Here is a 26,555-nt window from a genome sequence, read left to right as displayed (position 1 = left end):
TTTTTTTGATCTCATGTAAAATATTCTCTACCTACTTTTTTTGCAAAATCAAACATCTACCAAAAATATGAAGAACTACATAACTCCTTCGAGGTCAGATAAGCTAGTCAACAAAATCAATAGTGCTGTTCATGAAAGTTATCAATGGTTTTTTAATACACCTGAAAGAGCATTAGAACAAGCATATCAAATGGCATTAAAGATTAAAGAGATAGAGTTGACACATTTTGGGGGTGACAAAGTGTCTCTTCAGTCAGGTGAGTACAGTCAAAATTTATTGGATTGTTTTCAAATAGATGTTGAGAAATATTTAAATACTATCAAAATAAGGCTTGTAGAATTTAAGACAAGCCGACTTTTTCAAAAAAACTCTAATTACGCATTTCTAGATAAACTAAAGTTGATTGACGAGGTTCTTACAAGATACAACAATTGGGATCTTGAGGTACCTAAACCTAAAGTTATAGATTCTACTCAAAAATCTATTGTTCTAACGATAGAAAATCAACAACCACGCTTAAAAAGTGCATCTCAACTAAATTTGAACGGTGTGGAATCTGTTACCAAGAAAACTGGTGTTCTTCCGCGATCGATTGGGAGAACAATTCGGAAAATCACAAATGATATGGGTCCGAATTCTCAAGAAGATTTAGTGAGAAACTTTCAGGTGTCCCGTCAAACAACTAGGCTTGCTATAAACTGTTTGATATTATTAATCATTACTCCTCTTGTGACTCAATCCGTTTCAAAGCAGTTTTTGATACTTCCTGCTGTCGAACATTTTCGTGGTAGTGAAAGTACACCTATTTTTCTTCACTCGGAAATGAAAGAGGAAGCCTTCAAAGAATTGCAGTCTTTTGAAGAAGAATTAAAGTTTGAGAGATTGCTGAAACATTCTCCTCATATTTCTGCAGAAGCTATTGAAGAAAAATTATCAATCAAGATAGATGAGATAGCTAAAGAGTTCAAACATAAAAGCAATAGCGCGGTTGCGAACGTTTTTTCAGATTTACTAGGTTTAATTGCTTTTGCAGGCGTTATAGTGACAAATAGAAGAGGGATAGCAGCGATTAAATCTTTTCTCAATGAGATTGTCTATGGTTTGAGTGACAGCGCCAAAGCATTCATCATTATTTTAGTAACAGACATTTTTGTGGGATTCCACTCACAACATGGATGGGAAGTCATTTTGGAAAGTACGGCTAGTCATTTAGGTGTTCCTGCAGATAGGAATATGATTTTCCTTTTTATTGCAACATTCCCTGTTCTTCTAGATACCATAGTCAAGTATTGGATTTTCCGCTATCTGAATCAGATATCACCTTCAGCAGTAGCAACACTCAAAAATATGAATGAGTGAAGAATTTTAAAAGTTCAGTTTTGCCTTACAGGTGAACGCAATCTACAGGTGTATAGCGCTGTCTCGTGGATTGTGTTCGCCTTTTTCTATTTCCCCTGTTTTTGCAGTTTAAGCGATCGCCAAATTATTTGTTTAACTCTAACAATAAGAGCGGATATCTTCACCACAAACATCTGCTAAGTAACACAAAGCACGGAAACGCAAACCAACCAGTTGGTCATAGAGCGGGTTAAGTTTGCACAAAGGGGGGATGTGAGCAATTTTACGACCAAACAAAACGATATTTCTTTCAAAGGGGCATTGGGCGGGGATCGTTTGAGCAATGAATCTTGCTAATTTTCGATTCTGAATATCCAATGAATCAAGCCAATCACGCAATGGTTGCAGTACATCTAATCTAGGCTTAGCCAAGCGATCGCGATGTACAGTTTGCTCGTTTTCAACAGCGGGATTTACAAAAGCAGGGAAGTATATGTTTTGATTGTTCGTTTCAAGCATGGTTTTTGTCAGGCTCCATTTAGGAATTATGTTTTGTCATTAACCAAACCATCAATTGCAGCAGTTTAATGCACGCTGGCTAATAACAGCATGGTATCATCTTACGGCAGCATTTACATAGATATTCACCCAGCAAATACCGCGAACAATGTTATTAAAACTGACTGGGATGTGAAAAACTGTCCAGCTTAATACAAAATTCTTAAAATAATCTAAAGCGTCCTGTTTTGGCGGATGAAATGCTCATATCGATTACAACGGTTTTATACTTAAAAGGTAAATGACTTCTGCTTAAATCAAACAGTACCTTGAGTTGTAACTTCTTAAACAAAATCCTCATTTTGCTCATACTTAGGCTAGATTTCACCAAGATTTAGTATCAGGACTATCGATTCTAGGCTATCCCTTGGTTAGGAAATTGTAGGATATGTTACAAAATATAAAGGTATAAATAAATTAGATAAGTATATATATCTAAAAAGTCAGAAAGATAAGAGATTTCCAAGAAATAAATTCATCGATCTTGTGGTGCGGGCGTCCCCGCCCGCGAGCAATACTACTCTCCTCAGCGGAAATTAGAACCCCGGTATCGTAAAGATACCGGGGTTCTGATACCTCAACTATCCTTAACCGACAAGTATTGGAATCGGGAGTGATTTTTATCTTGTCTTTACAAAAATATCTGTACATCCTGGGAAGCGCGATCGCATTGGTCACCTTGAGTTAACTACGTTATTGTTCTCTTTATCAAGAAAAATTTAAAAATGGTTGTTAATATTTCAGCATTTTCCTGAAGGTGAATGTGGCTTGCGATCGGTCAATATAGCTTTAAGAAAATAGAGTTTTTTAGAAGTTCAGGGGCTTCTGCTCAAAAGTGAGTGAAGAACCCTTTGTACTTCATTATTCCGTTGCCTATTTTTATTCACCCTACTCACATTAAAATTGCCATTAATTATGACTGTTCCTCCCTCCAATGACAACTTTGAAAACCGGATTGTATTAACAGGAAACTCCGGTAGCAGCACTAGCAACAATGTAGGAGCTACAGCTGAAGCAGGTGAACCTACCCAATCATCCAACACCAACTCCGTTTGGTGGAGCTGGATTGCTCCATCTTCGGGTTTAGTTTCTTTTGATACTATTGGTAGTCTTTTTGATACTTATCTTTCTGTTTACACGGGTGATAGCATCAACAGTTTGGCTCTTGTTGCTTCCAATGATGATGCTAACGGAAATCGTACCAGTCGCGTTCGCTTTACAGCTACAGGCGGAACCACATACTACATTGCAGTTGATGGATATTCAAATTCTACAGGCGACATTGCCCTAAATTACGCTTTCACCCCCAATCTTACTCCTGGCTCTAACACGGCTCCTACTCTAACAGACACAGATATAACTCTTAATACAGTCAACGAAGATGCTGGCTCACCTTTTGGAGCAGTTGGTATATTAGTGTCTTCAATAGTCAGTTTGGGTGGCAATGTTAGCGATCCTGACACTGAAGCCGTTACTGGCATTGCTATCACCTCTACGAATAGCGCCAACGGTAGTTGGTACTACAGCATTAACAATGGTGCAAACTGGTTTCTTGTAGGTACGCTATCCAACAGTAACGCTCGCCTGCTAGCCGCAGATGCCAATACACGCCTTTACTTCCGCCCCAACACCAACTTCAACGGTACAGTGAGCAACGCCCTCACTTTTCGTGCTTGGGATCGAAGATATGGTTTCAATGGCGATACTGCTGATACCACCTCTAACGGAGACTTTACTGCTTTTAGCAGTGCTACAGACACCGCTTCGATTACAGTCAATGCTGTTAATGATGCTCCTGTTATTACACCCAATCAAAACTTTTACATTGGCAGTAGTCCTAGCAATGGCTTGATACTTGGTACTGTCACTGCTACAGATGTAGATAATAATACCTTTTCCAACTGGACAATTTCGGGTGGTAACATTGACCGAGATGGCGATGGTAAAGCGGCGTTCACTATCAACAGCAGTACGGGGCAAATTACTGTCAGCGACAGCGATGACCTTAACCCTCAAATTACCCCAAAATTAAATTTACAAGTTAATGTCAGTGACGGTACAACCACCAGCGCTAACCAAACTGTCACAGTGAAGCTTGTCCGTACTGCAGGCGATCTTGATACCAGCTTCGGTATCCAAGGTAAAGTTACGACAGCATTCAAAGGATCGAGTTACACCGTCGCCATTCAATCGGATGGCAAAATTGTGGTCGCTGGTTCTGCATACAGCGACAGTGTCAACGGTAATGATTTTGCTCTAGCACGTTACAACCTAGATGGAAGTTTAGATACGAGCTTTGGAAATGCGGGTAAAGTTCTCACGCCGATGAGCAGCAATAACAATGACATCGTTAGAAGTATTGCTATTCAATCAGATGGGAAGATTATAGTGGCTGGTTCTGCTTACAATGCGACTGGTGGCTATAACAATGACATTGCCTTAGCACGATATAACATCAATGGCACATTAGACACGACATTTGGTACGGGTGGTAAGGTTATTACCACAATTAGCATAGACGAGGTTGCTAACAGTGTTGTTGTTCAGCCAGATGGCAAGATTCTTGTGGTTGGCTCTGTAGTTGCCAATGTCTACTCTAATCCCAGCGACTTTGCTTTGGTGCGCTATAACGCCAATGGAAGCTTGGACAACACCTTTGGTAATGGTGGTAAAGTCATGACTGACTTTGGTACTGGAGAAGTTGCTCGAAGCGCTACTCTTCAGTCTGACGGCAAAATTGTCGTGGTAGGGTCTGCTAATAGTAATATCGCCGTAGCACGTTATTCCATAAATGGCAGCTTAGACACTACCTTTGGCAATGGCGGTAAAGTCATCACCGATTTTAGTCCGACTTATGAAGAAGGATCTAGTGTTGCTATTCAGTCAGATGGCAAAATTGTGGTAGCTGGATCTATCGGTAGTGACTTTATCCTTGTTCGTTATAACTTTAATGGCACTATAGACACTAGCTTTGGTAATGGTGGTAGAACTGTGACCTCCATCAGTATGAGTACTGACAGAGCTTACAAGGTAGTTATTCAGTCAGATGGTAAGATTGTAGTCGTAGGCGAAGCCCAAAATAGCAACAACCTCTATGACTTTGCTATAGCACGCTACGATTCCAACGGTATTTTAGATACTACTTTTGGTGATGGTGGTAAGGTTACCTCTTCAGTTGGTAGTTCTGGTCCTTCCATCCATCCGCAAGAATACTTTGCTGTCGGCGCTGCAATTCAGTCGGATGGCAAGATTGTGGTCGCTGGCGGTGCTAATGGCGAGTTTGTCCTAACAAGATATCACGGAGCTTCTGAGAACACAACTCCCATCACCGCTAACACCGCTCCAAGTCTAACAGACACTGTTGTGACTCTTAACTCAGTCAACGAAGATGCTAGCGGACCTTCTGGAGCAGTAGGTACTCTTGTCTCGTCTCTGGTGGGTTTAGGTAAGAATGTCAGCGATCCCGATAGTGGTGCAGTGACTGGTATTGCCATTACCTCTGTCTATCCCCACTACGGCAATTGGTACTATAGTCTTAACAATGGCGTAAATTGGTACGCTCTGGGTTCGGTGTTTCAAGACACTCCCCTCTTGTTAGCAGCAGATGCTAACACCCGAATTTACTTCCGCCCTATTGCTAACTATAACGGCACTATCAGCAACGCCTTGACTTTCCGTGCTTGGGATCGCACCAGTGGAACTAATGGCAGCACTTTTAAAACAACGACTTTTGGTGGTACGAGTCCCTTTAGTAGTGCGACTGATACTATAGCCATTACTGTTAATGCTGTCAATGATGCGCCAGTTGTTGTACGCGATTATAGCTTTAGTATTCCTGAGAACCCAAGTAATGGCAAAATTATCGGCACAGTAACTGCTACTGATGTTGATACTAACACGACCTTCTCTAATTGGACAATTGCAGGGGGCAATGTCGATCGCGATAATGATGGCAACGCAGCTTTTAGCATTCACACCACCACTGGTGAAATCGCCATTAACGATATTGACGATCTCGATTCCCAAACTAACCCTAGCTTAAATCTTCAAGTTAATGTCAGTGATGGTACTACCACTAGTGCTAATGAAGTGGTCTCTATAAAACTTTTACCTCAAGCAGGCGACCTCGATCCCAGTTTTGGCATTGGTGGTAAGGTGATTACAGACTTCGGCAGTAATAGCGATCGCGCCTCTAGCGTTGCTATGCAGTCCGATGGCAAGATTGTAGTGCTAGGTTATGCTAACGATCCCACTACCCCCAACAATGAATATGCGATCGCACGCTATAACGTTGATGGTAGTTTGGACAATAGTTTTGGTACTGGTGGTAAAATTATTACCGACATTAGTCGTAATAACAACAAAAATCATCAAGTGGTCCTTCAGCCAGATGGCAAAATCCTAGTTGCTGGTGGTGGCTATACGGGAAATAATAGCAATGATTTTCTAATAGCACGTTACAATCTTGACGGTACACCAGATAGTAGTTTTGGTAGTAACGGCAAAGTCACAACATCCATAAGTACGAACACTGATGAGGGCTACAGTGTTGCCATTCAAGCAGACGGTAAGATTGTGGTTGCAGGGTCTACCTATAATGGTAGCAATCATGACTCTGCTTTAATACGTTACAACATTGATGGCAGCTTAGATACGAGTTTTGGTAATGGTGGTAAAGTTATCACCCCGGTTGTCGCCAATAGTTACGACGTGTTTGAAAGCATTGCTATTCAATCCGATGGCAAGATTGTAGTTGCAGGTTCCGCTAATAATAATGCTACTAATAGCGACTTTACCTTGGTACGCTACAATCCCGACGGTAGTTTAGATAGCAGCTTTGGCAATGGAGGTCAGATCGTTACCCCTATTAGTGGAGCCTATGACTGGGTTTCTAGTATCGCCATTCAGTCAAATGGCAAAATTATCGTGGCAGGACAAGGTAACTATGAATTTGCTCTAGCACGCTATAACACTGATGGTAGCCTAGACACTACCTTTGGCAATAGCGGTAAGGTTATTACTGATATGGGTAGTTCTACCAGTGGGATTGAAAGTATCTCTATTCAGTCTGATGGTAAGATTGTAGCTGCTGGGTATCTATTTACAGGTAGTATTACTGACTTCACCGAATTTGCCGTTACACGCTATAACGCAGATGGTAGCCTGGATTCTAGCTTTGGTAATGGTGGCAAAGTTATCACCCCTATCAGTAATACTGTTGATATGGCATATGGGCTTGCGTTGCAATCCGATGGCAACATTGTCGTTGTTGGAAATAGCAATAATAATTTTGCAGTCGTTCGTTACTTGGGACAAGCTAAGAATCAAGCACCAGTTGTTAATTTAGATACAGCAACGACCGCTTCATACACGGAAAACGCCTCTCCCATCAACCTTGTTTCCAATGGTACGATCGCAGATAAAGACTCTCCCAACTTCGATACAGGTAAGCTCACTGTCAGTTTTAGCTCTGGTGGTACTACAGATGACCGTCTTGCCATTCGCAATCAAGGCACGGGTACGGGTCAAATCAGTGTTTCCGGTAATGCAGTTTTTTACGAGACTAGCTCAATAGCTGCTTTCACTGGAGGTACTGGTATGACGCCTTTAGTTATTACTTTTACCAGTAAAGCTACGATAGCAGCAGTACAGGCATTGTTGAATAATATCACTTATGCCAATGTTTCAGAGAATCCCAGTACAAATCCACGTAACGTTAGCTTTGTGCTGACTGATGGTGATGGTGGTACGAGTCAAACTGTCTTAAGAAGCGTTAACGTAATTTCTGTCAACGATGCTCCGGTTATCACCTCAAATCAAAGTTTTAGTGTCAGTGAAAATGCTGCTATTGGCACAGTTGTGGGAACTGTAGTTGCTACTGACGTAGATAGCACAGTCTTCTCTAACTGGGCGATCGCAAGTGGTAATCTTGACAAAGATGGCGATGGTCAAGCTGCTTTTAGCATTAACCCTAATAGCGGACAAATTACAGTCAGCGATGGCGACGAGTTAGACTTTGAAAGCAATCCTAGCTTCCAATTGCAAGTAACAGTCAGCGATGGTGCGATCGCAAGCAATGCACAAACTGTGACAGTTAACCTCAAGGATGTCATAGAAAATACCTTCAATGGTACACCTGCAAACGACAAGCTCACTGGAGGTGCAGCCCACGATACCATAAATGGTTATGAAGGAGACGATTACCTGTATGGTGGTGCAGGTAACGATACTATCAACGGTGGTATAGGTAACGATTACCTCTACGGACAAGATGGTAACGACAACCTCAACGGTAACGATGGTAATGACTACCTAGTTGGGGCTACAGGAGATGACACCCTTAACGGTGATGCAGGTAATGATGCCTTGTATGGGCAAGATGGAAATGACATCATCAATAGTGGTGTTGGTAATGATACTGTTAGCGGCGGTTTGGGTGATGACACTATAGATGGTGGAGATGGGATTGATACACTCAGCGAATCAGCCGATGTCAACTTTATCCTCACCAACACTCAACTTACAGGGCTTGGGCTCGACACCCTCAGCAACATTGAACGCGTCAGCCTCACAGGTGGTATTGGAAACAATACTATCAATGCATCCGCATTCAGTTTGGGTAGTGCTTATCTTTACGGCGGTGCTGGTAACGATACCATCAACGGTGGTACAAGTATCGATTACCTCTACGGACAAGATGGTAACGACATCCTCAACGGCAACGATGGGAATGACTATCTGTACGGTGCTACAGGCGATGATACCCTAAATGGTGATGCAGGTAATGATTACTTGTACGGGCAGGATGGTAACGACATCATCAATGGTGGTGTTGGTAATGATACTCTGTTCGGTGGCTTGGGTGATGACACTATAGATGGTGGAGATGGCATTGATGCACTGAGTGAATCAGCAGATGTCAACTTTACCCTCACCAACAACCAACTCACAGGGCTTGGTATCGACACTCTCAGTAATATTGAACGCGTCAACCTCACAGGTGGTATTGGGAACAATACTATCAATGCATCCGCATTCAGTTTAGGTAGTGCTTATCTTTACGGTGGTGCAGGTAACGATACCATCAACGGTGGTACAGCCATCGATTACCTCTACGGACAAGATGGTAACGACATCCTCAACGGCAACGATGGGAATGACTATCTGTATGGGGCTGTAGGGGATGACACCCTAAATGGTGATGCTGGTAATGATTACTTGTACGGGCAGGATGGTAACGACATCATCAATGGTGGCATAGGCAATGATACTCTGTCCGGTGGCTTGGGTGATGACACGATTGATGGTGGAGATGGGATTGATACACTGAGTGAATCAGCAGATGTTAACTTTACCCTCACCAACACCCAACTCATAGGGCTTGGGACGGATACTCTCAGCAACATTGAACGGATCGCGCTAACAGGTGGTGTTGGGAACAACACGATCGATGCATCAGCATTTAGTTTAAGTAGCGTTTATCTTTACGGCGGTGCAGGTAACGACACCATCAACGGTGGTACAGCCATCGATTACCTCTACGGACAAGATGGTAACGACATCCTCAACGGTAAAGATAGCAATGACCAACTAGCTGGGGCTACAGGCGATGACACCCTGAATGGCGATGCAGGTAATGACGCCTTATATGGGCAAGATGGTCATGACATCATCAATGGTGGCATAGGCAATGATACTCTGTCCGGTGGCTTGGGCGATGACACGATTGATGGTGGAGATGGCATTGATGCACTGAGTGAATCAGCAGATGTTAACTTTACCCTCACCAACACTCAACTCACGGGTCTTGGTACTGACACCCTCAGCAACATTGAACGCGTCAGCCTAACAGGTGGTGTTGGGAATAACACCATTGATGCATCAGCATTTAGTTTAAGTAGCGTTTATCTTTACGGCGGTGCAGGTAACGACACCATCAACGGAAGTGCAAGCAATGATTACTTGTACGGGCAAGATGGAAATGACATCATCAATGGTGGTGTAGGCAATGACACCTTATATGGCGGTGCTGGTGATGACCTGCTAAACGGTGATGCGGGTAATGACAGACTTTACGGTGACCTCGGTGCAGATACTTTTGTTCTCGCCTCTGGTAAAGGAACCGATACCATCTATAGCTTTGAAGATGGTATTGATAAACTTGGCTTATCTGGTGGGTTAACTTATGGCGCTTTGACGATTTCCTACAGTAGTGGCAGTACTTACATTCGGAATACCTCCACAAGTGAAATCTTAGCGACTTTAAGTGGTATCAATTCCAGTGCGATCGCAGAAAACGATTTTACTGTTTTAAATAGCTAACCACCCATGTAGAGACGCGCCGTGGCGCGTCTTCACACATCATAAAATCCCACCAGATAAACAGGACGTGATGACGCCCATAACGCTCACAGACTATAGTTCTGATGAGGGCTACAGTGTTGCGTTACAGCCAGATGGCAAAATTGTGGTTGCAGGAGCTACCTATAACGGTAGCAATTATGATATTGCTCTCACACGTTACAACATCAATGGCAGCTTAGATACTGGTTTTGGTAATGGTGGCAAAGTCATCACTTCTATTGGCAATGGCTCTAAATATTCTTCTGGAAAGTAGACTTTGGGGGTTTGTACTTGCATATATGTAAATAACTCAAAACCTTGCACAACTAGGAAAATATTTCATGAAACTCGTTGACTCTGCATTTGAGCTAGAGATTTGTCCCTACTGTAAGGTATCGGGATCGACACCTAAAGAGCGCAGTTTTTCCTTTAACTTTTGTACCTCTAATTCTGCTTGTTCGGCGCGTTGGCTTTCCTGGTCAGCGCGTTCCTCAGCTTGTTGTCTTGCGATGACTTCTTGACGTAGCGCCTGTGCTAATTCATCGGGTAATAGTAACTTTTCCCCTGTATCCTGACGATAAAATCCGATGAGCTTTTCTTCGACTTGCAAACGTAACTCTAACGGTTCGCTGCGGCTCTCCCCAATCAATTCGTAACTTTCTCCTCGCAAGCGATATCCCCGGAGTTTTTCTTCTATCCATTCACCTTTGGGGTCGAATAACCAGTACTCCTGGACACCAAGCTGTTCGTATAAGGTTTTTTTCAAAATTTGGTCATTGTCTTTTGTTCCTGGTGAGGTCATTTCAAAAATTACACTTGGGACTTGACCTTCTTCCCAGATCTTATAATTATCGCGACCACCTGGTGGCACATCAAAAATCACCATCACATCTGGCGCAACTCGTAGTTTGGGAAAACCTTGAGCGTAGTATAAAAATTGATTTCCCAACACCGTTGCTTGACGCGGTGCTAAGTACTGTCGGAGAACTTCTAAGGTTGTTAACAAACAATACAGGTGGTCGTAGGTTTCTGCCACTGGTTCTCCATCAGCACTTGGATAAAATGGTTCTGTTTGTTGAGCAACTTTTAGAATCGCTGTCATATCGTTCTGTCCGCGTTCCGGAACTCTTTTAGTTTACACATAATCCGAAAAACCCGCTCACCTTATCAGACGCAAAGCAACGATTGAATAGGAATTTGACCCTACTATATGGTATTGGGATCGACACCTAAAGAGCGCAGTTTCTCTCTTAACTGTTGTACCTCTAATTCTGCTTGTTCGGCGCGTTGGCGTTCCTGTTCGGTGCGTTGACGTTCCTGTTCGGCGCGTTCCTCAGCTTGTTGTCTTGCGATGACTTCTTGACGTAGCGCCTGTGCTAGTTCATCGGGTAATAGTAACTTTTCCCCTGTATCCTGACGATAAAATCCGATGAGCTTTTCTTCGACTTGCAAACGTAACTCTAACGGTTCGCTGCATCTCTCCCCAATCAATTCGTAGCTTTCCCCTCGCAAGCGATATCCCCGGAGTTTTTCTTCTATCCACTCACCTTTGGGGTCAAATAACCAGTACTCCTGGACACCAAGCTGTTCGTATAAGGTTTTTTTCAAAATTTGGTCAGTGTCTTTTGTTCCTGGTGATGTCATTTCAAAAATGACCGTCGGTACTTGACCCTCTACCCATATCTTATAGTTATCGCGACCACCTGGTGGCACATCAAAAATCACCATCACATCTGGTGCTACTCGTAGCTTGGGAAAACCTTGAGCGTAGTACAGAAATTGATTTCCCAACACCGTCGCTTGACGTGACGCTAAATACTGTCGGAGAACTTCTAAGGTTGTTAACAAACAATACAGGTGGTCGTAGGTTTCTGCCACTGGTTCTCCATCAGCACTTGGATAAAATGGTTCTGTTTGTTGAGCAATGGGTAGAATAGCAGTCATGTATATGAGTTCGCGTTACCGAACTGTTCTAGATTTATCATCTAAATTAACTTTACATAACAAATATACTCTCTGCCTAACAAATAACAGTTACTACAACACACGCAAAATTTATCTTCTGTATCTATGCGTCATGAAGATCGCGTCGCTTTTTATAGGAGTAATGCGATTCCCTGGTTATTCCAGGTTCCAATTGGGTTCTGTTTCAAAATTATTGCCAGAACCTAGATCCTACTAAAATTATTAGATAAAATCGCATACAACAGGTGCTAAGCGGTATACAAGTACTAGCTGTGTACTCAGTTTAACTTTTTAATTAATCTTGCAATGAATCCACAAAACAAACCCCAGAGTTTCCAGGATATTTTTAAAAAACGCCAACAATCAGCTTTTGGGGGACGTGAAGAGCAAATTAAGCTATTCCAACAGAACTTGCGATTACCGATAGAAGACGAAAACCGCCGCTTTATATTCAATATTTGGGGCCAAGGTGGTGTTGGTAAAACTACCCTTGTACAACAGTTTCGCAAAATTGCTGTAGATGAAAAACTCTTGACAGCTTACACGGATGAAGCAGAAAAAAGCGTGTTAGAAGTCATGGCTCGTTTGGCTATTTGAGGAGTACTCAAAAGCTTTAGAAGATCTGACTGAAGCTGTAAGATTAACCCCCCAAGAAGCTAAATATTTTGTGTATCGTGGTAGAGTCCACTCCCTACTGAATCATTACGAGGAAGCGCTCAAGGATTTCGATTTTGCCATTGAACTTAACCCCAATGACCCTTGGGCATTAGCCAATCGGGGTGCGACATATCGTCAACTCGAGCGCTACGAAGAAGCACTCGAAGATTTAGATCGTGCCATTGAACTTAACCCCAATTACCCTTGGGCATTAGCCAATCGGGGTGCGACATATCGTCAACTCGATCGTTACGAAGAAGCACTTAAAGATTTAGATCGCGCCATTCAACTTAACCCTGATTACTCTTGGGCATTATCCAATCGAGGAGTAGTATTTCATCAAATGCGGTTTTCTAAAAAAGCCTTTCAGGATTTGGATCGTGCTCTTGAACTTAACCCCGATTCTGCTTGGACGCTAGGTCATCGTGGTTTAATGTATCGGGAAATGAGGCATTATGAGAAAGCGCTCAATGATTTAGATCGTGCTCTTGAACTGAATCCCGATGCTGCTTGGACGTTGGCTGTTCGCGGTACAACTTATCTTATGCTTAGGCGTTACAATGAAGCTATTGTTGACTGTACTCGTGCTCTTAATTTAAAATCCGAGCAACATTGGTGTTTGTCTCAACGTGCATTAGCATACCGATCTCTTAATCAAGAAGATAGAGCACAAGCCGATCTCAAGCTAGCTATAGAATTGGCGGAACCACAGTACAAGAAAGATCCTTGCGATTGGCTGAATACTCTTCGTTTGGCTTTTTACTGTTTGGCTTATCAAGATAAATATGCCCCAGTAGCAGAAAAGTTATGTCGAGATGCTTTATCAAACGATGTTTCCTTATATCTCATTCATGAAACTATCTATGTTTTAGATGAATTTTTAGTTTTGTTTCCCGAACATACAGGAGCTTCATCCATACGGCTTTTATTTCAGTCTCATTTGTCAATATACGAACAGCGCTCCGTAAATAGGGCTTGCTGAAAAAGTCAGAAAACAGCAAGATAAGAATTGATTAGTTACTCAACAAGGGTCTAATATAAGCAGATGCTATCTATGATTTAAGGACTGATTATTTTCAATAATAGTAAATGGGGAAAAAGGTGTAGTTTTAAAAAATAGACATAAAAAAGCATAAAATAGCCGCGAGAGCTGAGTAGAAAGATTCATCACTAAAAAAGTAATAGCAATTGCAGTTTCAGAAGTATGAGCAAGTTTCGTCATCACGCGATTGAGGCTAAATCTTCTTTTCCCCTGTCCAAATTTTCCCTCAATACAATTACGAATTCTCTCAGATTCTAAATCTTGTTTCTTTTTTTCTTTACTAACATTAGCTGGGGGTCTTCCTAAAGGAGGTCCGCTCATTATAATACCTCTTTCTTTACACCAAGCTCGGTTCTCTCTTGTGCGATAAATTTTATCAACATGAACAGATTCTGGATAGTACCCTGTGTAATTTTTAAAGGCTTCTACTTGAGCTTTTAAGTCTCCTGATTCATTAAAATTATCCCAACTTATATGGTCTAAAAATATATATCCTTCAAAGCAACTAGCAGACAATTTTGCCCCAAATTCTACCGATTTACCAGCTTTCCCTCGGACAATTGGACGGATATGTGGTTGGGTTAAACTGACAATGCGGTCGTCAATACTCTGTTTTTTATTTTCATACAACCAGAGTTGTTGACGGTAGACTTCTGCAACTACAAGCAACATCTTATATTGTCTGTGACTTAAATCTTCCAGAGAGGCTCCTGAAATAATTAGCTGTTCAATATGAGATAAGTTTCTTTTGATATATTGAAGTTGTTTTCTAATTGCTTTTCTCCTGTCTTTTTGGGAAACGCGACGTTTTTTAGCGACTGCTAGATAATCCTTTCTAGCCCTCTCTCTATAGGTTCTTGGTTTTTTCTCTAATTGACCCAAAGTCTGTTCGTAAAGTAAGTCTATAATTTTCTCTGTCTGTTTTCTTGCTTGATTGAGTAGCTCTAAATCTGTCGGATAGCTGATATCACCCGGAGCACAAGTTGCATCTATTATTAATTTTCCCCGATTTTTGGGTGTCTCACCTTCTTCTTCTGGTGATTCTGTTTTTTTTTCAGATAGTTTAGAAGATGTTGCTTCTAGCATCTTCTTCACCATTTCTTGATTCACTTTGTTAACAAGCTCCACACTAATTCTTTCCCGAAAATGTACCAACATTGATGCATCAAATGGAGCTTCATTACTATAATATGACATTCCTATAAAGTACTGTAGATAAGGATTTTCTTTAATTTGCTCTACTGTTTCTCTATCGCTTATCCCCAACTTTTCTTTGATTATTAATGCCCCTAATGCCATCCGAAAAGATTTGGCAGGTGCTCCCATCTCTACTGAGAAAAATGAAGAATATTCTTCTTCAAATTCTGTCCAAGGAATGAAAGCAGCCATCATTACCCAACGATTATCTTCTGATAACTTGCCCTCGAACGGGAGTTCAAAGTTTTCAGTTGGGATTGAAGTTTGTCCCTGTTTTCGGTACATGGTTACTAACAGCATACTTGATGCTGCCGATCGCAGTGATGCAAGCATTTTTGGCTATTCTACCCTCCTCTCTTGCACCTGAATATACTTCTATAGTCTGAGAATTTAGAGACTGTCTCCTTTTTTTCTTTTTCAGCAAGCCCTATGTAGTTTCTTCTGTAGGCGAATCAGGACTAGGGAGATTTTCTAGTCCCCAAAAGTAACGATTGGGAAAGACTTTTTGGTAAAGAGTTTCCAATTGACCTAGATAATCTACTGAAGAATTTTTACCCGACTCTTGTCGGCGTCTCCAGTCAACTAAAAACTGACGCAAACGACCTACACCAAATTCAAAAGAAATACCAGTACTACGCTCTTTTATACTATCTCCCACAGATTCCTGATTAGAATTTGAACCAAGATTGCGAAATTGATCGAACCAGAAAACTCCAGGCAATTGAGAAAACAAAGAACGGACAGATTGATCCCCTTTGTTAATAAACCACTGAGCATAGTATCGCCCCCGAAATTGTTCCGACTCAGCCTTGGAGTTTCCAACTTTACAAAAATCTCCATCAAGAATGACTCGAACAAGAGGGCTGTTATCTGGTTCAACAAATTCTTTTGAGTCTGACTTGCGTTCAAGCGGCTGAGCTTCGTACCATTTCCTTGCTATTTCACGGGTAGCAAGCAATTCTTCTTCTTCAAAAGAAACCTCTAACTCAATCCGTGGTGTACCCCACCGCCAGTATCGTCCCGGCAAAAACCCCGTCCAATCAAAATCAGCAATATTCCGAATACGTCCAGTTCCAAGAGCTAAAGGTAGGGCAACTGCTTGTAAGAGAGTTGTTTTACCACTACCATTGTCGCCTAAAATCAGGAAGCGATCGCTTACCTCGTCTAAGGTTTTGTTTTTAAATGAGACTTCTAGTCTATCAAATTGCTTGAAGTTTTGAATACAGATGGATTCAACTTTCACTTAATTAATTCTCCCATTTTGCTAATCTGTGTTTCTTTGATATTAGAAATTTACAAGAGTAAAGACGCAATTACTCCCTTCCCAATACTACTCAGATAAGAATGTTTGTGGGTTGCGATCGCCCTGGAGAAACTTAACAAATGCCTGTAAATGTTGGGTTTCGTTCCTCAACCCAACCTACGTCCCAACGGATTTTTACACAACAGCCACCTCTGGAACTGCACCTTGCATCTTATTTAAAGCATCAATCAACATTTGTAATTGTTGATCTGCCTTAACAACTGCCAATCCGCGTACAGTCACTTTTCCAGGAGAATATACAAATCTAGTTTTCTGGGTTTCCGGCAAATTCTCAGCCAATAAATTCCAACCGGGTTCTTCCATTTGTGTTTCTAAAACAATATGCTGCTTGTTTTCTGGTTTAATACGGCTAAACCCTAAGTTTTTCGCCAATTGTTTCAATTCCATCACTCGCAATAGCTGAGTTGCTGGAGTCGGAACTGCTCCAAAGCGATCGCTCCATTCAGCAGCAATTTGCATCAACTCTTCTTTATTTTTTGCCGATGCAACTGCACGGTATGCACTCATCTTTTGATCTAAATCGGTTATGTAATCCGCAGGAATAAACGCAGTGAGGTTGAGGTCAATTTGCGTATCGTCAACTTTAGGAATTTCTTGACCTCTAATTTCACGGATCGCTTCTTCTAGCATTTCCATATACAAATCAAACCCAATTGCTTCCATTTGTCCCGATTGTTCTGCACCCAGCAAGTTACCCACACCGCGAATTTCCATATCGCGCATTGCTAGCTGATAACCAGAACCCAATTGAGCAAATTCCTGTATGGCTCGCAACCTTTGACGGGCTGCATCAGATAATGTCCTCTGCCTGGGATAAAATAACCATGCATGAGCTTGAATTCCCGCACGACCAACACGACCCCGTAATTGGTAAAGCTGCGATAAGCCGAAGCGATGAGCATCTTCAATCAAAATAGTATTGACTCGCGGGATATCTAAACCTGATTCAATAATGGTCGTACAAACTAGAATATCCGCTTCGGCATTGCTAAAAGAAAGCATGGTTGATTCTAACTCACTTTCTTCCATTTGACCGTGGGCAATAACAATTCTTGCTCCTGGTATCATCTCGCGCAAACTTCCTGCTATTTCCTCAATTCCCTCAACTCGTGGAACGACATAAAACACCTGTCCGCCTCGATCGAGTTCTTGACGAATAGCACTGCGAACAGTTTCTGGGTTCACGGGAGAAAGGTGAGTTTTAATTGGTCGCCGGGATGGGGGTGGCGTTGTAATCAAACTCATTTCCCGAATTCCTGACAGGGACATATACAAAGTCCGGGGAATGGGTGTCGCAGAAAGAGTTAACACATCAACCTGCGTTTTAAGTGATTTGATTTTCTCCTTTTGATTTACCCCAAAGCGCTGTTCTTCATCCACTACTAACAGTCCCAAGTCGCGGAAAGCAACGCCCTTACCTAAAAGTTGGTGTGTTCCAACAACCACGTCTAGTTCACCAGTTGCCAATCGTTTCAAAATATCGCGGCGTTCTTCAGCAGTGCGGAAACGGTTGAGTAAACCTACATTAATGGGATATGGTGCAAAGCGTTCTTTTAAGGTATGGTAGTGTTGCTGAGTTAGGATGGTGGTCGGTGCAAGCAGTGCAACTTGTTTTCCTGCAGTCGTGATGGCTTTGAATATTGCCCGAATTGCCACTTCTGTTTTACCAAAACCAACATCCCCACATACCAATCGATCCATTGGTCGTTCGCTTTCCATATCCCGTTTCACATCTTGTGTGGCTTTCAACTGGTCGGTAGTTGGTTGGTAGGGGAAGGAGTCTTCCATTTCCTCCTGCCAAGGGCTATCTAATGGGTAAGCATATCCTGTTTGTTGCGATCGCGATGCATACAATTTCAGCAAGTCCACTGCCAATTTTTTGATGGCTTTGCGGACTTTGTTCTTCGTATTTTCCCAAGCCTTACCAGTCATTTTATTAAGTTCTGGTGGCTTATCGTTTGTTGTACGCAACCGCGACAAAACGCCAACTTGGTCGGCTGCAACTCTTAATAAACCATCAGCATACTGCACGACCAAATACTCGCGTGTTTCCTCGTTCAGTGTCAGACTCTCTAGTTTGAGAAATTTACCAACACCGTGGTTTTTATGAACAACAAAATCTCCCTGACGCAGTTTGTTGGGATCGACTTGTTTTGAAGCAGCTTTTCGCCGCTTGCGAACATAACTGGGAGTCGCAAGAGTGTGTTGACCGTAGAATTCGCGATCCGTGATGACGACTATGCGAAAAGTTGGAAGAATGAATCCTTCTAATTCAGCCAACCCCGAATACTTCAGAGCAACAGGTGTGTGATTGATTTGTAACTTGTCAATGGCTTGGTAATCGCGGGGGTTGGGAATAAACTGTGCGGGACAGTCGTGTTCTTGTAAGAGAGAGACTGAACGAGAAGGCTGGGCGGAAAGCAGCCAAATGGAGAATTTGCGATCGCGTTCTTGTCGCAGTGTCTCCGCAATCTTAGCAAATTGGTGTGGCGTGACTGGTACCCGGCGACTGGCAAGATTGATAATCCCAGAACCTTCTTCTACCAATTCCGATAAAGATAATTTATGAAATCTTGCTAGATCGGCCAGACATTCATCAAACCAACGATGAATTTTAGGAAGGAGGGGAGTCGGGAGTTGGGAGTCGGGAGTAGGAGAAAACTCTTCCCCATTCCCCATTCCCCATTGTTCTTCAGCATTTTCTACCCAGCGATCGCTATGAGCATGACATTGTTCTGGTTCATCAATAGTAATTAAAGTATTTGGAGGCAAATAATCTAGCAGAGAAGCGGGTCTATCAAAAGCTAAGCCCAAGAAGCGACGGCTACCTTCCAATAGTTCTGAATTCTGAGTTCTGAATTCAGAATTCTCTTCTAACTGAGCACTCAGCATTTGAAATTCAGCACTATCTTTAAGTGCTTCCATCACAATGGGAGCAAAGCTAGTGGGAGTCAGCACGCTCTGGTCAATTTTGTCAAGGGCTGTAGAACGTTGAGTGGCTGGGTCAAATTCTCGTAGCTGCTCAATTTCGTCCCCGAACCATTCCAGCCGTATTGGTAACTCAGAAGACACAGGAAACACGTCAACAATATCGCCCCGTCGGCTCCACTGCCCTTCTGTTTCAACCATCGGCACTCGTTCATAACCCAGCTTGGTAATTTCTTCACTGAAATTATTTAGGTCAAATTCCATACCACGCTTAATAGTGATACAGAAGGGCATAAAGGCTTCTGGTGGTGGCAAATGCGGTTGTAGTGCTGCGACGGTGGCGACAATTGCCCATTGGGATTTTGGATTTTGGATTTTGGATTTTGGATTTTGGTTGTCTGCTTGCGCTTCAGAAAAAACACTGTCTTGCGATTTTCCTGCACTCTCCAATCCAAAATCTAAAATCGGCAATCCAAAATTGACCAAATCTGCCAACACCTGCATCTGTCCCCAAGTCATTTCCGTTTCCGGATCGAAGGGTTCGTATGGGGAGGCTTCAGAGGTGGGGTAGAAGTGTACTGTTTGCCACCCCATTGCTTCGAGTTGTGTTGTCCAGCGTCCGGCTTCCTCCAGAGTCGCACAAACCACGAACAAATTCCGTCCTTCAGTTTGAGCCAATGCCGATGCTACCAAGCCTTTGGGCAAGCGAGGAATGCCACTTAACAGCAATTCTTGTTGCCGATTGAGCTTGGATAAAAGTTCAGTGGTGAGCGAAGATCGCCCTAAAGCACGCACAATGGAAGAAAATGCCATAAGTTTTTAAATATATGATTCTTGAAGGTAGGTTAGTACGATACACCTACCTTCACCATTTTAAAAGTCCCAACAATGGAAGTGGACTCGCTCTGATTCAATAAACCGTTGTTTTTCAGCCAATATTTAGGTAGAGTCAATAAAAAACTAGTACAATAAGCACTGTCTAATAGCTAATATACGGTTGGGTGTTACTTATTTTAACTGACTTATGACTAACCTATGGTTCTGGATGAATTGCTTTTTTTGTATTTAGAGTGTTTCATGACATCTCCAGTGATACTAGATACTAAGAGGTTAAGGTTAAGCACAGGTAGCCGATGGTATCGGCATTATTCAAATGTCTCCAACAATCGAAATTCTATTAATTCTTTTTTTAATTCTCGCCAATGGTCTGTTTGTCATGTCTGAACTGGCGATCGTCTCATCCCGAAAGGCACGCTTACAACAGCTTGCCAACCAAGGTGATGCTAAAGCGCGGGTTGCTCTAGAACTGGCTTCCTCTCCCAATCAATTTCTGGGAACAGTTCAGATTGGAATTACACTCCTCACTATTCTGTCTGGTGCTGTTGGCGAAGAAGCTATCGCCAAAAGACTTTCTCCTGTTTTAAGTCTTATACCTTTTCTAGACAATTACAAGGTACAGCTGGGACAAGGCATAGCAATTCTAATTATTACCTATTTAACACTGATTTTGGGGGAATTAGTGCCAAAACGGCTAGCTTTAAATAACCCGGAATCCATAGCTTCAGTTCTGTCCATCCCAATGCAGATGCTGGCTACATTTGGCTCACCCATTGTGTATTTGCTCAGTATTTCTACTGAAGCTGTATTGCGAATCCTGGGTATTAGACCATCTACAGAACCGCAAGTGACAGAAGAAGAAATTAGAGTCCTAATCGAGCAAGGTACGGAGGAAGGAACCTTTGAGGAAGCAGAGCAAGATATGGTCGAACGCGTATTTCGCTTGGGCGATCGCCCTGCGAGTTCCTTCATGACCCCCCGTCCGGATATTGTTTGGTTGGACTTGGAAGATACCCCCCAAGAAAACCGAAAAAAAATTATTGACAGTGGTTATTCCCGGTATCCAGTTTGTCAGGGAGGGCTTGATAACGTACTGGGTATTATCCGAGTTACTGACTTGCTAGCCCGGAGTTTTAGCGGCGAACAGTTAGATTTGACAGTAGGTTTGCTACAGCCAACATATGTGCCAGAAAGCACACGCGGTTTAAAAGTATTGGAATTATTCAAGCAAACCGTAACTCACATGGCACTCGTGGTTGATGAATACGGCGTGATTCAAGGACTTGTAACTCTTAACGACGTTATGATAGAAATTGTTGGCGATGTTCCTTCCATTGACGATCAAGAAGACCCGCAAATTGTACAACGTGAGGATGGGTCTTGGCTGTTGGATGGGATGTTATCAGTAGAGGCATTTTTCGATCTTTTTGATATTGAGCATTTACCTCCCGAAATTCGGGGTAGCTATCAAACATTAGGTGGTTTTGTGATGTCCCATTTAGGTCGTATCCCCACAGCTGCAGATCATTTTGAATGGCAAGGTATGCGGCTTGAGGTGGTGGATATGGATGGAAATCGCGTTGATAAGGTGCTGGTAATAACACAGGAGGATAAATCAGGTAATAACAGCGCTCGCTAAATGTCCTGAGAGTAGTGTAATTAATTTTACGCTACACTGATAGATGGTGTTCCGGACATGGGGTACTGAGAACCTTTTGATACTTTGTAAAGTAAAACCAATTGCCATAATTTTTAGATTTGGTTTTTCAGTCTCTTTCACCTCATACCTATTTAAAAATTGCTAAATGTTTGAAAAATGGTTTTCCTAATAGTTGTCATGCTCAGTGTAGTGTAAGCATAACGAAGCATCTCAAAGCTTAACGCGAGCATTTCAATGAGATTCTTCACTTTACGCGAGTTGCGTTCAGATGCCATTGGGCATTTTTTTTCGTGGAGTTCTCTAAGTAATTGTTCCGCTCGTGGCATTACTGTAAGAATTTACAATAAAATGAGTTTGATAAGTTAGCAATCTCGATACATCTAAAATTATCTGAATGACAGAATTACTCCGCAAGGTAGTTGCAAAAATCGAACAACTACCAGAAGAAAAACAAAACGAAATTGCCGAACGTTGGTTGGCTGAGTTAGAACGAGAATCGTCGGAAAAGTTACTATTAGAACAACTTGCATCGACTGAAGCTGTCGTTTGGTCTCCTTACGACGCACATGAAGCAGCCCAAACATTAGGAGAGCTTTTAGCAAAGGCAAAACAGGAAGATAATGCTTGAGGGTAAACGATTTCCTTTTGTCGAAAGTATAAATAATCAAGGCATTACCATTAATATGCCATATCTACCGCTAACCCTAAATTACCCCATTGGCAAAGCCTCTCGTTTGGAGAATCGCTCTATCGAAGTGATGGGTTTACTGGATACGGGTGCAACTGTGAACGTACTGCCTTACAATATTGGTTTACAACTGGGGGCAGTTTGGGAACAGCAAACAACTTCGGTTCAGTTGAGTGGAAATTTAGCTGGATTAGAGGCACGCGGTTTGATATTATCTGCTGTGGTTGCAAATTATTCTCCCGTGTTACTTGCATTTGCCTGGACAGAATCTAGAGATGCTCCTTTAATATTGGGACACATGAATTTTTTTTCAGAATTTGATACCTGTTTTTATCGTTCCGATTTAGCTTTTGAGATACGTCCAAAGAAAAGAGAGATTGAATCATCAACTTGATGTGTAAATAGAGGTATTTTGAACTCAAACACCCCTATAAACAGCTTGTCCTGGCACTAGATTTTACTGTTGAGTATTTTTCCTCACCGTTTCTACATCTAGTTCTAGGAATTCTGCAATTTGCTCAATACTCCATCCTAACTTCATGAGTTTGGGAATCGTCTTTAGCTTTGTCTCTAGCATACCTTCTTCAAAAGCTTCCTGATAAACTTTACTTTTTCTCAAAGAACCTAAATTTAGCATTGCTTCAAGCTCCTCCCGACTTAAGTTAACAAATTTATCAATCACCACCGCTTTAATAAATTCTAAAACCTTTTTCTCCAAAGCGGTATCTGTTAATTCTTCTTGAGCTTGACCGAGCAACTGTCTAGCAAGCTCTCCAGTTTTTTCTTGGCTTTTCTTTTCGACTATTAAGCGCATTACTCCTACAGCCAGGGGTTGGTTAGGAATTTTTGCCAATTCATCCAGATAAAAGCAACGTAAATTGGGTAGAAAGAAATTCAAATATCCAGGGAAATTCCCTTCATTACTTTTTGTATCATAAATGACGACAGCATACCACTCTTCATTGGAAGGTTGATATTGAGTCAGGTAAAGAATAATCTTTGCAGCTAACTGGTTGTAGAAATTATCATCTTTATAAGACTGAGCCTCGATAAAGTAAATTGGTTCATCTGAATAGGCTTCAGGGGTTGAAAGCAATCCATCTAAACGAAATCCCCTCTGTTTAATTTCCGGAGCGCTGAATTTGTATATGCTTGGATCTTTTCCTGGTTGACCGATGAGTTCAAAAAAGAATTCAGGTATTTCTTTGAATATTTCATAAAAAAGTGGATCGGCAGTCATGCTTTTTTGAAAATGAAATTATTAATGTATGAGTATAAGATAAATATTTATTATTTAATTATAAAATTATCTACCACTCATATTAATTTTTAGCAGTATGAAAATAGCTCCTGCCCAATTCCCAGTCCCTAGTCCCCAGTTGCTATTTTCAATAGAGAAACTAATTCACAAAAACCTTCACCCTCAGTGGCGGAGGTTATATAAGTGGGTTGGTGCTGGATTTGATTTGTATACTCTAGCACATTAGCTACACCTACAGAGACAGGAAAATAACGCTCATCAAATAAACTTTCATCGTTGGGGCTGTCTCCAACGGTGACAACTTGTTCTGGGCTGTATTCGGGAAAGAACTCTCGCAGTACTTTTAACAATCCAGGTGCTTTATCTTGCTGCTTTGGCTTGATATGGCATTGCACGTTGCTGTATGTGAATCCCCAACCCATCTCTTGGCAAAGTTGGCTTAAGGTTTGCAGTTCATTTGTACTCAAACCTTTGACATCAAAAGTCCAGTCAGTTATGCGAAAGCGATTATCTGTAGATTCTTCCAGTAGGGGGAATTGGGTTTTTAATTGGTGAAAAGCAGCAGCTAGTTGTTGACGGTGGGCGATGAGGTCGGGAATTGGTACTAAAGCGATTGGTCGATCGCTTCCGTTCGGATAAAATAAACCACCATTTTCTGCTATTGCACCCACAATGGGCAAATAGTAAGCTAAACCACTAACCCAGCCTGCACTTCTTCCAGTCACGATCGCAACTTGAATGCCAGCAGCCGCTAAATCCTGCAATCCTTGCAACAAAGCACTGGTAAATTTTCCCCCTTTGGTTAGGGTACCATCCATATCAGTAGCAACCAAGCGAATGTTGGTAAAGGTTTTATTCAATGAAGCATCAAGTAGGGGGAGGAGTTTTGGCATATGCGGTAAAAGAAAAGGTGTAAAAAACACTAACAACACCGCAATTTAGGATAGACGATTTGGGCATCCTAAGCATAAGGAATCTATTTCTGTGTTTGTGAATCATGTCCACCCCAGTGAGTGTTGCTCAATCCGCAAAGCCAAAACCTGTAACAACAACAAAGACCTTACCAACTAAAGCTTCCTCAGAAGTTCAAACATCGGAGTCTCAAATACTTACCCCAATCTTGGGGATCGCTTCGTTAGGACTGGTTTTGGTTGTTGTTGCTTTGATTGTATATGGTAAAATCCAGATCAAAAAACTGGAGAAAAAAATTAAGTTTGAACAGTTCCGCACGCGAGAACTGGACAAAAAGTTTAAGCTCGCCTTAGAAACTATTCGTAAAATGGAAACAAATCCCGATTTGATTAACTCACGGGAGTTTAACTTGGATTATCTGCGGATGCGGATGTCAGAAGAAGTATTTCATTTTGCGATCGTTAATCAAATTAAAATCCTGGTTAAAGAAAAAGTTTCGCAAGCACTCCGTCCGGGACAAGCCAATCAGGGTGTTGTGGGTATAGCAAGTAGCAACGGACGACAAGTCGATGAAATGTTTGACGTAGAGTATGAAACTGGCAATCCGCCAAATGTAGTCAAGCGCGTCCTGTTCCGCATCCAAATCCGCATGATGAAGCTACCCACTCAACCAACTTCTGCCACTATCAGCCAAATTATTGACTGTGTTGAAAATTTTCTTAGCCCAGCTGATGATAATGATACCTGGCAACCAACTATTCAAGGACGTATTGCCTATATGCATTGGGATCAAAAAGCTAAACCTACCCCTATGTTAGTTTTGGAACAATCTAATGAGGGTGTAAATGTGACTTTCCGGACAAGTCGTCAGCCTAATGCGAATACTCCAGGACAGCCAGATCTACCAAGCCAGCCAAAGCCACCCAGTCCATCAGGAAAGAAAAAATCAGTAAAGAGTGAGAAGGTCTAGAGATCCCTCTTCCCTATCCCTACTCCCCACTCCCTACTCCCTACTCCCTATTTTTCCCTGAGAATCACGGGCTAAAAGACCATCTTCCATTTCTACAATACGGTCTGCTATGTCTAAAATGCGGTTGTCGTGGGTCACTAATAATATCGACGTTCCCTGTTCTTTTGCTAGGCTCTGCATCAACTCCACGACATCTCGTCCTGATTGTTTATCCAATGCTGCTGTCGGTTCGTCGGCTAACACCAGTGATGGACTATTGACCAATGCGCGGGCGATCGCAATCCTTTGTTTTTGTCCTCCCGAAAGATGTTCTGGATAGTAATTAATCCGTTCCTCCAAACCAACTGCTCTCAGCATTGCTTCTGATTTAGCAATGGCGTTTTGGGGAGACACGTGCTGATTTAACTCTACTGCCATTTGCACGTTCTGCCTTGCAGTTAAAAACTCCAGCAAATTATGAGCTTGGAAAATATAACCAATCTTACGCCGAATATTGACTAATTTTTTTTGGCTGGCTCTAAAAAGTTCTACATCTAAAAATTTTAAACTTCCTTCTTGTACCGAGCGCAAACCACCAATCAAGCTTAGCAATGTTGTTTTTCCCGAGCCTGATGGTCCAGTCATAATGACAATTTCACCTGGAAAAATTTCCAAGTTTATATCAAATAGAATTTGTCTTTTTAAAGAACCTCTGCCATAATAATGATTCAGCTTTTTGATAGAAATAACAGGTCCTGGATACATCATATTAAATGTTAGTGGTTGGTGGTTAGTGGTTAGTGGTTGGTGGTTAGTGGTTAGTGATTAGTGGTTGGTGGTTAGTGGTTAGTGGTTGGTGATTAGTGGTTACTCTTTACAACTAACAACTAACAAC

General features: G+C 42.0%; 18 protein-coding genes. 9 read left to right on the top strand and 9 right to left on the bottom strand.

What is annotated here, in order from left to right; genetic code table 11:
- Positions 1–67: 67 nt before the first annotated feature.
- Complete coding sequence (locus tag WA1_RS11870) at positions 68–1,360, top strand: proton extrusion protein PcxA (RefSeq protein WP_017749097.1); 1,293 nt, start codon at positions 68–70, stop codon at positions 1,358–1,360.
- 138 nt (positions 1,361–1,498) lie between these two features.
- On the opposite strand, the gene WA1_RS11865 is transcribed toward WA1_RS11870, so the two are convergent.
- The gene (locus WA1_RS11865; protein WP_017749096.1) at positions 1,499–1,858 is read right to left on the bottom strand and encodes a Mo-dependent nitrogenase C-terminal domain-containing protein; all 360 of its coding nucleotides are present in this window, start codon (positions 1,856–1,858) and stop codon (positions 1,499–1,501) included.
- Positions 1,859–2,812: 954 nt separating this feature from the next.
- Between WA1_RS11865 and WA1_RS54875 the strand changes: the two genes are divergently transcribed.
- A complete protein-coding gene (locus WA1_RS54875; RefSeq protein ID WP_017749095.1) occupies positions 2,813–10,219 on the top strand; it encodes a beta strand repeat-containing protein in 7,407 nt (2,468 codons plus the stop codon).
- A gap of 70 nt (positions 10,220–10,289) precedes the next feature.
- Complete coding sequence (locus WA1_RS11855; RefSeq protein ID WP_017749094.1) at positions 10,290–10,514, top strand: delta-60 repeat domain-containing protein; 225 nt, start codon at positions 10,290–10,292, stop codon at positions 10,512–10,514.
- A 108-nt stretch (positions 10,515–10,622) separates the two neighbouring features.
- On the opposite strand, the gene WA1_RS11850 is transcribed toward WA1_RS11855, so the two are convergent.
- Both WA1_RS11850 and WA1_RS11845 read right to left on the bottom strand, forming a co-directional pair.
- Positions 10,623–11,342, bottom strand: coding sequence for a Uma2 family endonuclease (locus WA1_RS11850; protein ID WP_017749093.1), 720 nt, complete (start codon positions 11,340–11,342; stop codon positions 10,623–10,625).
- A 104-nt stretch (positions 11,343–11,446) separates the two neighbouring features.
- On the bottom strand, positions 11,447–12,184 hold the full coding sequence (locus WA1_RS11845; protein WP_017749092.1) for a Uma2 family endonuclease: 738 nt from the start codon (positions 12,182–12,184) through the stop codon (positions 11,447–11,449).
- A 327-nt stretch (positions 12,185–12,511) separates the two neighbouring features.
- On the opposite strand from WA1_RS11845, the gene WA1_RS11840 reads away from it, so the two are divergent.
- Positions 12,512–12,802: an ATP-binding protein gene (locus WA1_RS11840; protein WP_017749091.1), complete on the top strand. Its 291-nt coding sequence runs from the start codon at positions 12,512–12,514 to the stop codon at positions 12,800–12,802.
- 70 nt (positions 12,803–12,872) lie between these two features.
- Positions 12,873–13,844: a tetratricopeptide repeat protein gene (locus tag WA1_RS61660; protein WP_081402880.1), complete on the top strand. Its 972-nt coding sequence runs from the start codon at positions 12,873–12,875 to the stop codon at positions 13,842–13,844.
- Between the two features lie 66 nt (positions 13,845–13,910).
- Here the strand turns inward: WA1_RS61660 and WA1_RS11830 are convergent, their stop codons facing one another.
- The 3 genes from WA1_RS11830 to mfd all read right to left on the bottom strand — a co-directional run bounded on the left by WA1_RS11830 (position 13,911) and on the right by mfd (position 20,166).
- Positions 13,911–15,386, bottom strand: coding sequence for an IS5 family transposase (locus WA1_RS11830; protein WP_026135401.1), 1,476 nt, complete (start codon positions 15,384–15,386; stop codon positions 13,911–13,913).
- A gap of 142 nt (positions 15,387–15,528) precedes the next feature.
- On the bottom strand, positions 15,529–16,344 hold the full coding sequence (locus tag WA1_RS11825; RefSeq protein WP_017749223.1) for an ATP-binding protein: 816 nt from the start codon (positions 16,342–16,344) through the stop codon (positions 15,529–15,531).
- 195 nt (positions 16,345–16,539) lie between these two features.
- On the bottom strand, positions 16,540–20,166 hold the full coding sequence (gene mfd / locus WA1_RS11820; protein WP_017749222.1) for a transcription-repair coupling factor: 3,627 nt from the start codon (positions 20,164–20,166) through the stop codon (positions 16,540–16,542).
- Positions 20,167–20,506: 340 nt separating this feature from the next.
- Here mfd and WA1_RS11815 point away from each other — a divergent pair, with 340 nt between their 5' ends.
- The 3 genes from WA1_RS11815 (at position 20,507) to WA1_RS11805 (ending at position 22,932) form a co-directional block, all read left to right on the top strand.
- A complete protein-coding gene (locus tag WA1_RS11815; protein WP_017749221.1) occupies positions 20,507–21,829 on the top strand; it encodes a hemolysin family protein in 1,323 nt (440 codons plus the stop codon).
- Positions 21,830–22,244: 415 nt separating this feature from the next.
- Entirely contained in the window at positions 22,245–22,478 is a 234-nt protein-coding gene (locus tag WA1_RS11810) for a hypothetical protein (protein ID WP_017749220.1), read from the top strand.
- Positions 22,471–22,932 carry a pepsin/retropepsin-like aspartic protease family protein gene (locus tag WA1_RS11805; RefSeq protein ID WP_017749219.1) on the top strand — a complete coding sequence of 154 codons (462 nt, stop codon included), beginning with the start codon at positions 22,471–22,473 and terminating at the stop codon, positions 22,930–22,932. Before WA1_RS11810 ends, WA1_RS11805 begins: the two co-directional genes overlap by 8 nt.
- A 63-nt stretch (positions 22,933–22,995) precedes the next feature.
- Here WA1_RS11805 and WA1_RS11800 read toward each other — a convergent pair whose 3' ends face one another.
- Both WA1_RS11800 and WA1_RS11795 read right to left on the bottom strand, forming a co-directional pair.
- Positions 22,996–23,778 carry an Rpn family recombination-promoting nuclease/putative transposase gene (locus tag WA1_RS11800; RefSeq protein WP_017749218.1) on the bottom strand — a complete coding sequence of 261 codons (783 nt, stop codon included), beginning with the start codon at positions 23,776–23,778 and terminating at the stop codon, positions 22,996–22,998.
- A 128-nt stretch (positions 23,779–23,906) separates the two neighbouring features.
- A complete protein-coding gene (locus WA1_RS11795; protein ID WP_017749217.1) occupies positions 23,907–24,692 on the bottom strand; it encodes an HAD family hydrolase in 786 nt (261 codons plus the stop codon).
- A 104-nt stretch (positions 24,693–24,796) separates the two neighbouring features.
- On the opposite strand from WA1_RS11795, the gene WA1_RS11790 reads away from it, so the two are divergent.
- Positions 24,797–25,681 carry a hypothetical protein gene (locus tag WA1_RS11790; RefSeq protein ID WP_017749216.1) on the top strand — a complete coding sequence of 295 codons (885 nt, stop codon included), beginning with the start codon at positions 24,797–24,799 and terminating at the stop codon, positions 25,679–25,681.
- 33 nt (positions 25,682–25,714) lie between these two features.
- Here the strand turns inward: WA1_RS11790 and WA1_RS11785 are convergent, their stop codons facing one another.
- The gene (locus tag WA1_RS11785) at positions 25,715–26,425 is read right to left on the bottom strand and encodes a DevA family ABC transporter ATP-binding protein (RefSeq protein WP_017749215.1); all 711 of its coding nucleotides are present in this window, start codon (positions 26,423–26,425) and stop codon (positions 25,715–25,717) included.
- Positions 26,426–26,555: the final 130 nt, after the last annotated feature.

The organism is Scytonema hofmannii PCC 7110 (assembly GCF_000346485.2).
GTDB classification, from domain to species: Bacteria; Cyanobacteriota; Cyanobacteriia; order Cyanobacteriales; family Nostocaceae; genus Scytonema; species Scytonema hofmannii.
The sequence above is the reverse complement of the archived record's forward strand: the minus strand, read 5'-3'. Positions and strand labels throughout refer to the sequence as shown.